The organism is Ruania suaedae (genome assembly GCF_021049265.1).
Classification (GTDB): Bacteria; Actinomycetota; Actinomycetes; order Actinomycetales; family Beutenbergiaceae; genus Ruania; species Ruania suaedae.
This window is the reverse complement of sequence record NZ_CP088018.1, coordinates 560,083-572,539: the sequence shown is the minus strand read 5'-3', so window position 1 is coordinate 572,539 and position 12,457 is coordinate 560,083. Positions and strand designations below refer to the sequence as shown.

At 69.8% G+C, this 12,457-nt stretch carries 14 protein-coding genes; 3 read left to right on the top strand and 11 right to left on the bottom strand.

Annotated elements, in window-relative coordinates; translation table 11 throughout:
• Positions 1-19 precede the first annotated feature (19 nt).
• Positions 20-919, top strand: a complete 900-nt coding sequence (locus LQF12_RS02630; RefSeq protein ID WP_231054454.1) for a DNA-3-methyladenine glycosylase family protein — start codon at positions 20-22, stop codon at positions 917-919.
• A gap of 9 nt (positions 920-928) precedes the next feature.
• On the opposite strand, the gene LQF12_RS02625 is transcribed toward LQF12_RS02630, so the two are convergent.
• The 6 genes from LQF12_RS02625 to LQF12_RS02600 all read right to left on the bottom strand — a co-directional run bounded on the left by LQF12_RS02625 (position 929) and on the right by LQF12_RS02600 (position 6,718).
• Positions 929-1,066 carry a putative transporter small subunit gene (locus LQF12_RS02625; protein ID WP_231054453.1) on the bottom strand — a complete coding sequence of 46 codons (138 nt, stop codon included), beginning with the start codon at positions 1,064-1,066 and terminating at the stop codon, positions 929-931.
• An 18-nt stretch (positions 1,067-1,084) separates the two neighbouring features.
• Complete coding sequence (locus LQF12_RS02620) at positions 1,085-2,770, bottom strand: sodium:solute symporter family protein (RefSeq protein ID WP_231054452.1); 1,686 nt, start codon at positions 2,768-2,770, stop codon at positions 1,085-1,087.
• 361 nt (positions 2,771-3,131) lie between these two features.
• Positions 3,132-4,940: an ABC transporter ATP-binding protein gene (locus LQF12_RS02615; protein WP_231054451.1), complete on the bottom strand. Its 1,809-nt coding sequence runs from the start codon at positions 4,938-4,940 to the stop codon at positions 3,132-3,134.
• A 73-nt stretch (positions 4,941-5,013) separates the two neighbouring features.
• On the bottom strand, positions 5,014-5,505 hold the full coding sequence (gene ispF, locus LQF12_RS02610) for a 2-C-methyl-D-erythritol 2,4-cyclodiphosphate synthase (RefSeq protein WP_231054450.1): 492 nt from the start codon (positions 5,503-5,505) through the stop codon (positions 5,014-5,016).
• Entirely contained in the window at positions 5,502-6,209 is a 708-nt protein-coding gene (ispD, locus tag LQF12_RS02605; RefSeq protein WP_231054449.1) for a 2-C-methyl-D-erythritol 4-phosphate cytidylyltransferase, read from the bottom strand. The genes ispF and ispD overlap by 4 nt, the downstream gene beginning before the upstream one ends.
• Before the next feature lie 26 nt (positions 6,210-6,235).
• A complete protein-coding gene (locus LQF12_RS02600) occupies positions 6,236-6,718 on the bottom strand; it encodes a CarD family transcriptional regulator (RefSeq protein WP_159621188.1) in 483 nt (160 codons plus the stop codon).
• A gap of 207 nt (positions 6,719-6,925) precedes the next feature.
• Here LQF12_RS02600 and LQF12_RS02595 point away from each other — a divergent pair, with 207 nt between their 5' ends.
• Positions 6,926-7,405, top strand: a complete 480-nt coding sequence (locus LQF12_RS02595) for a hypothetical protein (protein ID WP_231054448.1) — start codon at positions 6,926-6,928, stop codon at positions 7,403-7,405.
• Here the strand turns inward: LQF12_RS02595 and LQF12_RS02590 are convergent, their stop codons facing one another.
• Both LQF12_RS02590 and LQF12_RS02585 read right to left on the bottom strand, forming a co-directional pair.
• Positions 7,406-8,098 carry a response regulator gene (locus LQF12_RS02590; RefSeq protein WP_231054447.1) on the bottom strand — a complete coding sequence of 231 codons (693 nt, stop codon included), beginning with the start codon at positions 8,096-8,098 and terminating at the stop codon, positions 7,406-7,408.
• Entirely contained in the window at positions 8,095-9,309 is a 1,215-nt protein-coding gene (locus LQF12_RS02585; protein ID WP_231054446.1) for a sensor histidine kinase, read from the bottom strand. The genes LQF12_RS02590 and LQF12_RS02585 overlap by 4 nt, the downstream gene beginning before the upstream one ends.
• Positions 9,310-9,486: 177 nt before the next feature.
• Between LQF12_RS02585 and phoU the strand changes: the two genes are divergently transcribed.
• The gene (gene phoU, locus LQF12_RS02580; protein WP_231054445.1) at positions 9,487-10,143 is read left to right on the top strand and encodes a phosphate signaling complex protein PhoU; all 657 of its coding nucleotides are present in this window, start codon (positions 9,487-9,489) and stop codon (positions 10,141-10,143) included.
• Positions 10,144-10,230: 87 nt separating this feature from the next.
• On the opposite strand, the gene LQF12_RS02575 is transcribed toward phoU, so the two are convergent.
• The 3 genes from LQF12_RS02575 to LQF12_RS02565 all read right to left on the bottom strand — a co-directional run bounded on the left by LQF12_RS02575 (position 10,231) and on the right by LQF12_RS02565 (position 12,409).
• Positions 10,231-10,968, bottom strand: a complete 738-nt coding sequence (locus LQF12_RS02575) for a phosphoglyceromutase (protein WP_231054444.1) — start codon at positions 10,966-10,968, stop codon at positions 10,231-10,233.
• 32 nt (positions 10,969-11,000) lie between these two features.
• Positions 11,001-12,008 (bottom strand): lactonase family protein, encoded by a 1,008-nt coding sequence (locus LQF12_RS02570; protein ID WP_231054443.1) that lies wholly within the window; start codon positions 12,006-12,008, stop codon positions 11,001-11,003.
• A gap of 71 nt (positions 12,009-12,079) precedes the next feature.
• Complete coding sequence (locus tag LQF12_RS02565) at positions 12,080-12,409, bottom strand: histone-like nucleoid-structuring protein Lsr2 (protein ID WP_231054442.1); 330 nt, start codon at positions 12,407-12,409, stop codon at positions 12,080-12,082.
• Positions 12,410-12,457 lie beyond the last annotated feature (48 nt).

Below are 12,457 nucleotides of genomic sequence, written 5' to 3'. Positions count from 1 at the left end.
CTGCTGACACGATGCCCAGGTGCACATCACCACGATCGAGCTGCCCACAGCGTCTCCGTTCGACGGGGAGGCGCTGTGGGCATACCTCGCCGCACGCACGGTGGCCGGCGTGGAGGACATCGACGGCGCCCGGTACCGCCGGGCCGTTCACCTCGCCCATGGTCCGGGGGTTCTCGAACTCCGCCGCCCCGAGCCAGAGGCCACGGCCCCCGGGGTGCTGCGCGCCACTGTCCGACTGAGCGTTCCCGCCGACCGGGCCCAGGCGGAGTCGATAGTGCGACGCACGGCCGATCTGGACCGGGATCCCACCGACGTCCTCGAGGGGCTCGGCGCCCATCCGTGGCTGGGACCGCTGGTGCGGGCACGGCCCGGCCTGCGCGCTCCGCAACATCCAGGAGGCTTCGAGGTGGCAGTGCGCGCGGTGCTCGCGCAACAGGTGTCGCTGACAGCGGCACGCACCCACGCCGCCCGGTTGGTGACCGCGACGGGGACGCGCCTACCCACCCCGGTCGGGACAGTGACGCACGTGTTCCCGACGCCCGCGCAGGTCGCCGCCCTCGGCACGGACGACACCGCACAGGAAAGCGTCCTCGCCATGCCGGCCGGACGCCGTCGCGCGGTGCTCGCGCTGAGCCGCGCGGTACTGGAGGGAATGGACCTGGACGGGGGGATCAGTGCCGATGAGGCCGAGGCGGCGTTGCTCGCCGTCCCCGGCATCGGCCCCTGGACGGCCCAGTACGTGCGGATGCGCGCTTTCGGCGATCCGGACGCCTACTGCGGCACCGACCTCGTGCTGCGCCGAACGGCCGTGGGGCTCAGCGGCGCCCCGGCAGACCCACGCGGTACGGAGTTCGCACCCTGGCGCACCTATGCGGCGCACCATCTGTGGCGGCACGCCCAGCTGGAGGGACCGGCATGATCTCCTCGATCAGATCATCGTCCGGCCATCCCGCTTGGCCGCGCGTGCCTCCTTCGTGAAGGACCGCACGATGACGAACAACGTGCCGGCGACGATGACAGGCCACACCAGGATGTACAGGGTCATGATCAAAGCAGAGAAGTCCATAGGAATTCCTTCCAGCCCTCAGCGAGTGCGGTCGAGATCGAGATCGGTCTGGCCGGTGTCGCCTACGGAGGCGTCCGACTCGTCGAACTTCCCCGTACGCTCGGCGAGCACGGCGAAGTCGAAGCTCACGCCGCTGCGCACCGAGAGCGCGATGCACACGAGTGCACTGACGGCGTAGGCGACCAACGATCCGGACAGCACCGCGTACTCGTGCAGAAAGCCGATCGTGAACGGGGCCGCGGCCACAGCCGAAACGACCCCGACGATTCGCGCGGTACGCAGACCGAAGAATCCGAATGCCATCAGTCCGAGGACGATGCCGACGCCGATCACCGACAGGACGTCGACGACGATCCCGACCGGCCCAGCCAGCTCGACCCATTCGAATCGCACCGGCAGGAAGCAGGCCATCGCAGCGAGGACGGCAGCCGTGAACGCGAGGTTCGAAACCTTCTTCCAGTAGAAGCTCGCGATCACAGGGAATACCAGCGTGCCCCACAGGGCCCCGACGAACACCAAGAGGTCGAGGATGTTCATCTGGCCGCTGGCGAAGTACAAGGCTGCGGCGACCGCCACGATCATCGTGATCCGGCCGATCCACACCATGGTGCGCGGGTCTGCTCGCTTCTTGCCTGCGATGTTCTGGCCATAGACATCGGCCATCACGATGGCCGCAAGCGCCGAGAGGTCCGAATCGGCGGTCGAGGCCAGCGATCCGATGATCATGACGAAGAACACCGCGATCAGGATGCCGGGCAAGTACGTGGCCGCCATGTGCGGGATCAAGTTGTTGGTATCGCCGCCGAGCGGCTCCAGCCCCGCGTACAGAGCGATCACACCGAGCATCCCGACGCCGATGATCGTGGCGCCATAGCCGATCGTCGCCGTCACGAAGGTCTTCTTGATGAGGTCCTCGCGCACCGCGAACAATCGCTGGGCGATGGTCTGGTTACCGATCGCGTATGCGAGCACCGCTGCGATATAGGGAGCGCCCTGGTTGAGGAATGCCTCGGACGAGAAGAAATTCTCCTGCTCGGGGGTGAGGTTCGACGCTCCGGTCACGAACATGTCCGGTCCACCAGCAGCGAAGAACACGACGGGAACGATGACGACCACGGCGCCGAGCATCGCGCACACCTGCGCGAAGTCGGTCAGCACCGACGCGCGGAAACCCGACCACAGCGTGTACAGCAGGACGCCGGTGGCGATGGCGATGATGCCCTGGGTGAACGTGAATGGCGTGAGCAGCGAAATGAGGGCGCCACCGGCAATGAGGTTCGAGGTGAGGCTGATCAGGCTACCGAGCACGTTGGAACCAGCGAGCATCAGCTGGCTGGAGCGGCCGTGCCTGGCGTACATCACCTCGGCGATCGTGTGCGCATTCGGCGCCACCTTCCGGATCCGGCGGCCGAAGGGGTAGATCAGCAGAATCATCAGCGCTCCCCATAGGCCGTAGTGGATGGGGCCGGAGACGCCGTAGGTGTAACCCGAGGTGGCGGAGGCGTACATGGACGACGCCCAGATCCAGGTCGCGGTCATCGATGCCGAGGCGATCCCGAAGCCGATACGGCCACCTCCGGTCATGTAGCCGTCGGCATTCTCCTTCTTGCGGCTGATCCGGATGGCCAGGAACAAGCTGCCTCCGAAAATCAGGATCAGGAGGAGGACCACAATCGGCCCGGAAAGTCGCTGCACATCATCCATTCGGCTGTTCTCGCCTCACTTCGTTCGCGCTGTACGGGTCCGCCGGCGCAGGTGCGCGGGCACGACGAGAAACCCCCAACGATTTTTCTGGGGGAAGCCGCATGCACTGCGGGCGGGAGCGGGTGCTCACCTCAGCGACCCCCGACCTGGACGGTGTGCGCCGTGCGCCGCACCGGGCAGGGAGTCGCGAACTCGGCCACCGTAGCAAGATGGCGGTCCGCCCCGGGCCGGCAGGCGCTCCGATTCGCGGCCGGGAGGAGCCTCGATGCTCCGGGAGGCCTGCAATCTCATACATATACAGTGTTATGTATTCGTTAGATCCGTGAGGTCTCGGCCGACCGGGAGGCCGCACCCGCGAGCATCACGGCGCGACTGGCACCCGCGCGGCACGGGCGAGCAGTGCGGCGTAGCGTCCGGACCGCTGCACCAGTTCATCGTGAGTGCCCTGCTCGAGGATCCGGCCGTGGTCGAGCACCACGATCAGGTCCGCCTCGCGCACGGTGGAGAGACGGTGCGCGATCGTCAGCGTGGTGCGGCCCCGGCTGACCACGTCGAGAGCATCCTGGACGGCCCGCTCGGTCTGGTTGTCCAGGGCGCTGGTGGCCTCGTCCAGCACCAGCACCTTCGGATCCCGTAGGAGCGTGCGCGCGATCGCGATCCGCTGCTTCTCCCCGCCGGAGAATCGGTAACCTCGGGCCCCGACGACGGTCTCGTAGCCCTGGGGCAGGGACTCGATCAGTGCGTGCACCTGGGCGGCGCGGGCCGCCTGCTCGATCTCGCCGTCGGTGGCCTCCGGCCGCGCATAACGCAGGTTCTCCCGGACGCTGGCATGCAGCAGATACGTCTCCTGGGAGACCATCCCGACCAGGCGGGCGACGTCGGCCAACGCCATCTCCCGCAGGTCGAGACCGTCGATCCGGATCGCACCGGAGTCGGGATCGTGCAACCGCGCCAGCAGTGAGGCGACCGTGCTCTTCCCGGCTCCGGACTCGCCCACCAGGGCCACGTGCGCACCGGCCGGCACGTGCAGGTCCAGGTCGGTGACGGCGTCCCGGTCGGCTCCGGGATAGCGCAGCGTGACGGCGTCCAGGTCCAGGGCACCGCCCATGCGCGCCGGATCGACCTCCACCGGATCGCTGGGATCGTCGATCGGCACCGGCAGGTCCAGGTACTCGAAGATGCGGCTGAACAGCGCCATCGACGTGACCACCTGCACGCCCACGTTGAGCAGGCCCATCAGGGGCTGGAAGAGCCCCGCCTGCAGGGCCACGAAGGCGACCAGGGTCCCGATCGTGATCCCCTCGGAGGTCACGGGCAGCCCCGCCATCAGGTAGAGCAGGGCCGGGATGACGGCGAACACGATCCGTGTGGTGGCCATCCGCCAGCGGCCGGCGAGCTGGGACTGGACCTCCAGGTCCAGCAGCTCCCGCGAGCTCTCGGTGAACTTCTGGGTGAGCGCCGGTCCGGCGCCCAAGGTCTTCCCGAGCAGTGCGCCGCTGACCGAGAGGGACTCCTCGACCTGGCCGTGGAGGCCGGCGAGTGCGCTCTGGCGCCGTGCGGTGATCTCCCGGCGCATGCTCGCCACCTTGCGGGTGGCCCAGATCGCCGGGGGCAGGACCACCAGCGAGAACAGGGAGAGCTGCCAGCTCAGGGCCACCATGGCGATCGCCGAGCCGACGGCCACGGTGACGTTCGAGGCCACGGAGGTGGCCGCCGTCGTGACCACGGACTGCATCGCAGAGATGTCGTGGGTGAGCCGGGACTGCACCTCCCCGCCCTGGGTCCGGGTGAAGAAGGCGAGGGGCTGGCGCTGCAGCCGGGCGAAGACGGCGGTCCGCAGGCCATGCATGACACGCTGACCGATCGTGGTGGACAGCCAGGTCTGCACGACTCCGAGCACGCTGGAGACGACGGCGACCGCGATCATCGCGCCCACCAGCACCGCGAGTAGGCGCACGTTCTGGTCGGGGATGGCCTCATCGATGAGGTGCTTGGTCAGGAACGGGGTCGCGAGCCCGATCCCGGACGAGGTGACGATGAGTGCCAGCACCGCAGCCAGTCCGCGGGTGTGCGGGCGGAACAGCCCGAGCACGCGGCGCCCCGAGACGGGGTGGCGGCTGAGCTGCGCCTGGTCACGGGGGTCGATACGGGTCGGTTGATCGCCGCGCACGGGCACGGTCCTTTCGACGGTGGAGACGAAGCCGGCTACAGCCCTGATCGAGGCATGGTCAGCGACCCGGCGCTCAGCGTGACTCACCCACCGGCATCACCAGCGCCGTGGCGATGGCGGCCAGGCCCGCGCCTCTCCCGGTGAAACCGAGCCCGTCGGTAGTGGTGGCGGCCAGGGTGACCGGTGCGCCCGCCGCTTCGGACAGGGCCTGCTGGGCCTGCGTACGCACGGGCCCCAGCTTCGGCCGATTCCCGATCACCTGCACTGCGATGTTGCCGATCTCGAACCCGGCCGCCCGCACCCGCGCGGCCGCCTCCGCGAGCAACCGGACCCCGGCGGCGCCCGACCACTGCGGGTCGCTGGTGCCGAACTGCTGGCCCAGGTCGCCCAGTCCGGCGGCGCTGAAGAGGGCATCGGCCGCGGCGTGGGCGGCCACGTCACCGTCGGAGTGGCCCTCCAGGGCGGGCTCGTCCGGGAAGAACACGCCCGCGAGCGAGAGTCCGGTGCGGCCGCCGGTGGCGTAGGCGTGCACGTCGACGCCGATGCCGGTGCGAGGCAGCATCATGGGAGGCCGTCCGCTCCGGCCATCTCGTCGAGGTAGATCCCCGCGATCGCCAGGTCATGTCTGGTGGTGATCTTGAGCGCGGCCGCCTCGCCCTCGACCAGGTGCACCGGCACGCCCATCGCCTCGACCAATCCCGCATCGTCACTGACCGCTGTCGCCTCGTCATCGGCGAGCGCAGCGCCCTGCCGGTGGGCGCGTCGTAGCACCGAGGCCCGGAAGGCCTGCGGCGTCTGCACGGCGCGCAACCGGGGGCGATCGAGGGTACGCAGGGCGACCGGCGGGTCTCCCCCGCCGATCTCCTTGATGGTGTCCACCACCGGCACGGAAGGGATGGCCGCGTCGATCCCCGAGCCCACCGCGCGCACCAGGCGCCGGATCAGCTCCGGTGAGGCGAGGGGCCGCGCCGCGTCGTGGACGAGCACCATCTCGACCGCCGGGCTCAGGCTCGCAAGCCCGGCCGCGACCGAAGCCTGGCGGGAGAGGCCACCGGCGACGATGCGCACCGGGAGGTCACAGGCGCGGGTGACCGCCCGGTGGACCTCGTCCAGATGACCGGCGGGCGCCGTCACCACGATCTCGTCGACCACGCCGCTCGCAGCGATCCTGCTCGTGGCGTGCGCCACCAACGGCCGGCCACGCAGGAGCACCAGCGCCTTCGGAAGGTCAGCGCCGAAGCGCTGGCCGGACCCGGCCGCCGTCAGCACGACCCCGACGCGGGGCCTGGAGCGGTTCAGGAGGCGAGAACCTCGTCCAGCAGCGCCTCAGCCTTCTCCTCCTCGGTGTGCTCGGCCAGTGCGAGCTCGGAGACGAGAATCTGACGTGCGCGGGCCAGCATCCGCTTCTCACCGGCGGACAGACCTCGGTCGGCGTCGCGACGGGAGAGGTCGCGGACGACCTCGGCCACCTTGATCACGTCACCGGAGGCAATCTTCTCGACGTTCGCCTTGTACCGCCGGGACCAGTTCGTGGGCTCCTCGGTGTACGGGGCGCGCAGGACCTCGAAGACCTTCTCCAGGCCTTCCTTGCCGACGACGTCACGGACGCCGACAAGGTCGACGTTCTCTGCCGGGACCTCGATCGTGAGATCACCCTGGGCTACTTTCAACCGGAGATAGAGCTTTTCCTCCCCCCGGATGATGCGCTTGGAGATCTCCTCGATGAGGGCCGCTCCATGGTGCGGGTAGACGACGGTCTCGCCGACTGTGAAGGTCATGTGCTCGCACTCCCCTTTCGCAGGACTGCCAGTTTAGCACGAGGAAAGGTCCACCTCACCGCGGGGTAGCCGGCATTTGCGCAGGTCAGTGGCGGTGGCGGCACCCGCGCATGCATCCGGCCACCGTGCCGGATGTGTGCGGCAGGTGAAGGACGGGCCAGGCATTAAGGTAAGGGCGTACGCCCGAAGCATGGAGAGGAGAGCCCTGTGGCTCGCAGCACCCGTCGTCTCGTGGCCACCCTGGCGCTGGCTGCGGCCACAGCCGTCGGAGTCGGCGCGTGCAGCCCGATCACCACGATGCAGCCCTACGCCCCCAGCGATGGTGTCCGGGGCGAGGTGGTGGGCGGTGACGTCCGCGTCGTCGTCGAGAACCTCATGATCCTGAGCACCGCCGAGGGCGCGGCGGGCACGATCCTGGGCGGCGTGGTCAACCACAGCCCCGAGGACGTCGAGGTCACGCTCAGCAGCGCCGAGATCGCCGAGGGCGTCCAGCTCTCCGTCGCCGCCGGCGAGACGCTGCTGCTCAGCCCCGATCATGAGGACGTCGAGCTGGCCGCGGTTCCCGTGCCCCCCGGCGCGACCCTCCAGATGCAGGTCTCCACCGCGCAGACCGGGTCGATCACCCTCCCGGTGCCGGTGCTCAACGGCGACATCCCGCCCTACGACGAGTACCTGCCCGCCGAGTAGTCAGCGCTCGGCCACCAGCTTGTACCCCAGGCCGCGCACGGTGACGAGCACCTGCGGCTGGACCGGATCCTGCTCGATCTTCGCCCGGATCCGCTTGACGTGGACGTCGAGGGTCTTGGTGTCGCCCACGTAGTCGGCACCCCACACGCGATCGATGAGCTGGCCGCGCGTGAGCACCCGGTCCGGGTTGCGCAGGAAGAGCTCGAGCAGTTCGAACTCGCGCAGCGGCAGCGCCATCGGATCACCGCCGACGGTCACCTCGTGCCGGTCGGTGTCCATCCGGATCCGGCCGACGGCGAGCACCGACGGCTCGGCCACCTCGCCGCTCCCCTCCGACCCACGCCGCAGGACCGCGCGGATGCGGGCCAGCAGCTCCCGGAAGGAGTAGGGCTTGGTGACGTAGTCGTCGGCGCCGATCTCGAGTCCGACGACCTTGTCGATCTCGCTGTCCTTGGCGGTCAGCATGATCACCGGCACCGCGCTGCGCTGGCGCAGCTCCCGGCACACCTCCACCCCGGACAGACCGGGCAGCATCAGGTCCAGCAGCACCAGGTCGACGCTCGCGCGGTCGAACTCCACGAGGGCGTCCGAGCCCGTGGCGACGGCCACCACCTCGAACCCCTCGCGGGTGAGTTGGTAGGTGAGGGGCTCGCGATAGGAGTCCTCGTCCTCGACGAGCAGGATGCGGGTCACGTGTTCTCTCTTTCTGCGCCGTCGCCGGCCGGTCCGATCGGATTGGCCGGGTGCTGGGGGGATGGGTCGGGGGCGGGCTCCGGATCGGCCAGCGGGATCCGCAGCGTGAAGGTCGAGCCCCGGCCGGGGGTCGACCACACACGCACCTCCCCGCCGTGGTTGGCGGCCACGTGCTTGACGATGGACAGCCCCAGGCCGGTGCCGCCGGTCTCGCGCGAGCGGGCCGGGTCCACCCGGTAGAAGCGCTCGAAGACCCGGCTGGCGTCCTCCGCCGACAGGCCCACGCCCTGGTCCACGACGGCGACCTCGACGATCCCGTCCACCTCGCGCATGCCGACGCTCACCCGGGTGCCCGTCGGGGAGTACCGCAGGGCGTTGTCGAGCAGATTGCGCAGCGCGGTGACGAGCAGCGCGTGATCGCCCTGGACCCGCAGGGCCTCCTGCCCACCGACCACGATCGTGACATCGCGGGCCTGGGCCTCCACGGCCACCCGGTCCACGGCCTCGGCGACCACTGCCTCGAGCGGCACCTGGACGAAGTCCACCTCGTGCTCGGGCGCCTGCAGCCGGGAGAGCTCGATGATCTCCTGCACCAGGGCGGACAGGCGGGCGGTCTCGCGCTGCATCCCGGCCGCGAACCGGCGCACGGCCTCGGGGTCCTCCGCCGCGTCGGCGGCGGTCTCCGCCAGCAGCGCGATGGCGCCGACCGGGGTCTTCAGCTCGTGCGAGACGTTCGCGACGAAGTCGCGCCGGACCTCCTCCACCCTGCGCTCGGCGGTGCGGTCCTCGGCGAGGACCAGCACCCGCCCGCCAGTCAGGGGGGCGGCGCGCACGTCGAAGGCGAGCCGGTCCGAGCCCGGCACCTGCGAGCGCGGGACGATCATCTGCTCATCGTGGCTGGAGCCGCTGCGACGCACCCGCTCCACCAGTTCCTCCAGCGGCGGATGGGCCAGCCGGCCGCTGCGGACCAGACCGTCGGTGTAGGCACCGGGCGCCGCCCGGATCACCTCACCGGAGGGCCCGACGAGGACCGACAGCGAGCGCAGCGCTGCCAACAGGGCTGCGACGTCGTCATCGAGCACGCGATTCTCCGGTTCTGAGACGGCCGAGCCACGCTGGCTTCGTTCGGACACGCGGAAGGCGAGCGCCGCGCTCGCCCCGACGAACAGGCCGAGCACGCCGACGCCGATCATCAGCCATGCCTGCTCCACAGCGGCCACACTAGACGCAGCCGAGCGGCGTCACGGCACCAGCCTCGTTCGGGCGGCGCGATGTTCACCGTCCGGGCACCATGTATTCACCGGGCCGTGAGAGCCTAGGCGACCTGCGTGTAGTGAGATAGAGGCTGCACGTGCCCGGACGGGCGCACGACGAGAGGACGGACGAGGGTGCGAGCGATCTTCGAGCAAGAACTGGAACAGGTCGGTGAGGGGCTGCTGCAGATGGCTCGCCACGTCCAGGCCGGGGTCCGCGACGCCTCCACGGCCCTCGCGACCGCTGACCTGCAGCTGGCTGAGCAGGTCATCGCGGCCGACGATGCGATCGACGCGATCGAGTCCGAGCTCGACGAGCGGTGCGTCACCCTGCTGGCACGCCAGCAGCCGGTCGCCACCGATCTGCGGGTCATCGTCTCCGGACTGCGGATCAGCGCCTCCATCGAGCGGATGGGCGACCTGGCACGTCACATCGCCCAGGTGACGCGGATGCGCTATCCGGACCAGGCGATCCCGGAGCAGGCCCGGGAGACGTTCGCCGGGTTGGCCGATGCCGCCAACGAGGCGGTCACGAACATCGTCGCGTTGCTGGAGAACCACGACCTCGAGCTGGCCGCCGCCATCGAGACCGATGACAAGGCCCTCGACGAGCTGCACCAACGCACCTTCACCACCACCCTGGCCGCCGACTGGGCGGGCACCGTGACCCAGACGGTGGACGTGACGCTGCTGGCCCGCTTCTACGAGCGCTTCGGCGACCACGCCGTCTCCGTCGCGCGCCGGATCTCCTACCTGGTGACCGGAGACCTGGACGGCGTCAGCAGCGACTGAGCACGGCCTGCTCCACCGGCACACAGCACGACGGCGGCGCCTGACCAAAGGTCAGGCGCCGCCGTCGTGCTGTGTGCTGGGCTGGGCTCAGCGGCCCTGGTTGGCCACCGCCGCGATCGCGTCCTTGGCCGCCTCGGGGTCGAGGTAGCGCCCCCCGGGGGTGAGCGGGCGGAGGTTCTCGTCGAGCTCGTACAGCAGCGGGATCCCCGTGGGCACGTTCAGGCCCGCGATGGTCTCGTCGTCGATGCCGTCGAGGTGCTTGATGATGGCCCGCAGCGAGTTGCCGTGCGCCGCCACGAGCACCACCTTGCCCTCCTGCAGGTCCGGGACCACCTCGGACTCCCAGTAGGGCAGCGCGCGGGCCAGCACGTCCTTGAGGCACTCGGTGTCCGGGATCGGCTCGCCGGCGTAGCGGGGGTCGGCGTCCTGGGAGTACTCGGAGCCGTGCTCGATCGACGGCGGCGGCACGTCGTAGGAGCGGCGCCAGGTCATGAACTGCTCCTCGCCGAACTCGTCCCGGACCTGCTTCTTGTCCTTGCCCTGTAGCGCACCGTAGTGACGCTCGTTCAGGCGCCAGGACCGCTTGACGGGGATCCAGTGCCGCTCGGCGGCGTCGAGGGCGAGGTTCGCGGTGGTGATCGCGCGGCGCAGCAGCGAGGTGTGGAGCACGTCGGGGAGCACCTCGGCGTCGACGAGCAGCCGGCCCCCGCGGCGGGCCTCCTCGGTGCCCTTCTCGGAGAGGGGCACGTCGACCCAGCCGGTGAACAGGTTCTTGGCGTTCCATTCGCTCTCGCCGTGGCGGAGCAGTACCAGGGTGTACGTCATGGCTCCAGTCTGCCGTACCGGAGCCGGTGCCGTCACAGCGGCAGCACACACATCGGTCTGGGCAGCTCGATCTCGGTGGTCGCCTCGCCGGGGATGCCGTCCTGCAGTGGATGCACGGCGAGACGGTCCGCCTCCTGGCCGGCCACGACCACGGCGTGGCCGGTCACGGCATGGTGGCGCGGCCATCCCGCGGTGCTCACCTCGGCGACGCGCTCGGTCGACTCGCCGTCCTCGGCGATGCGCAAGGTCGCCAGGGTGTCCGTGCCGCGCACGCCGACGTAAAGGAACGGGCCGCTGCGCGCGAGGTGGGAGAGCTGGTGGCCGCCGTCCCGGCCGGAGGCGTCACCGCGGTGGAGAACCCGGGCCTGCCCGAGCTCCTCGTCCCAGGCCAAGGTCAGGACCTCGCCGCTGAGCTCGCCGGCCAGGTAGAGGAGCCCGTCCCCGACCACCAGGTGGCGCGGCCCGCATCCGGCCGGGAGGTCGGTCAGGACCGGTGTGTCCGCCGGCCGGCCGTCCTCGAGCGGATAGGCGCGCAACTGATCGGTGCCCAGGTCACTGACGAGCAGCCACCCGCCTCCCTCGCTCAGGGCGCAGAAGTGTGCGTGGGGGCCCTCCTGACGGTCGGCGACAGGACCCGACCCGTGGTGGGCGAGCACGACGTTGTCGTCGGTGACGTCGCCCGCCTCATCCAGTCGGATCGCGCACGCTGTCCCGTCGCCGTAGTTGGCGACGTACAGCCACTGCCCCCACGGGTGCACGAGCAGGTGGCAGGGGCCCGCTCCCCCGCTGGACACCCGTGCGGTCGGCCGCAGCGAACAGTCCGACCGCATGTCGAAGGAGGTGACCGAGCCCTTCGCCCCCTCGCCGACCGCGTAGACACGCTCGGCCGTGGGGTGCAGCGCCAGGAACGTCGGGGCCGGTGCCTGGGCCACGAGCTCGGGTTCCGCTCCGCTCCACCCCGCGGAGCCGGAGACGCTCACCCGCCAGATGCCCTGTCCCGGACCATCGCCCTCGGTACCCAGGAGGAAGTTCATGCCCATCTCGGCCTCCACATGCTCATGGCACCCCACCCTACGCATCGGTGGAGTGCCATGACAGCAGCGGCAGTGACTCAGTGCGCCTTGGCGTACGCCTCGCGGATCTCGGCCGACACTCGCCCACGGTCGCTGACCTGGTAGCCGTTCGACTTGGCCCACTCCCGGATCTTCTGGGCGTCGGAGCCGCCGGCTCGCGAACCCGAGGCCTTCCTGCCCGAGGTCTTACGGCCACCGGCACGCCGCGCCTGGCCGACCCACTGGGCGAGATCATCACGCAGCTTGGCGGCATTCTTGGCATTCAGATCGATCTCGTATGTCACCCCGTCAAGGGCGAACGTCACGGTTTCCTCGGCGTCCGTACCATCGATGTCATCGATGAGAAGAACGCGAACCTTCTGCGCCATGGGGATTCCTTTCGAACGCACGGGAATTGCTCGTGCTCGAAGAATCGC

Excerpts from the sequence above, each read along its gene's own strand:
- LQF12_RS02625 (WP_231054453.1), bottom strand. The coding sequence starts at position 1,066 with ATGGACTTCTCTGCTTTGATCATGACCCTGTACATCCTGGTGTGGCCT.
- LQF12_RS02620 (WP_231054452.1), bottom strand. The coding sequence starts at position 2,770 with ATGGATGATGTGCAGCGACTTTCCGGGCCGATTGTGGTCCTCCTCCTG.
- ispF (WP_231054450.1), bottom strand. The coding sequence starts at position 5,505 with ATGATGCTGCCTCGCACCGGCATCGGCGTCGACGTGCACGCCTACGCC.
- LQF12_RS02600 (WP_159621188.1), bottom strand. The coding sequence starts at position 6,718 with ATGACCTTCACAGTCGGCGAGACCGTCGTCTACCCGCACCATGGAGCG.
- LQF12_RS02575 (WP_231054444.1), bottom strand. The coding sequence starts at position 10,968 with ATGACGTACACCCTGGTACTGCTCCGCCACGGCGAGAGCGAATGGAAC.
- LQF12_RS02570 (WP_231054443.1), bottom strand. The coding sequence starts at position 12,008 with ATGGGCATGAACTTCCTCCTGGGTACCGAGGGCGATGGTCCGGGACAG.
- LQF12_RS02565 (WP_231054442.1), bottom strand. The coding sequence starts at position 12,409 with ATGGCGCAGAAGGTTCGCGTTCTTCTCATCGATGACATCGATGGTACG.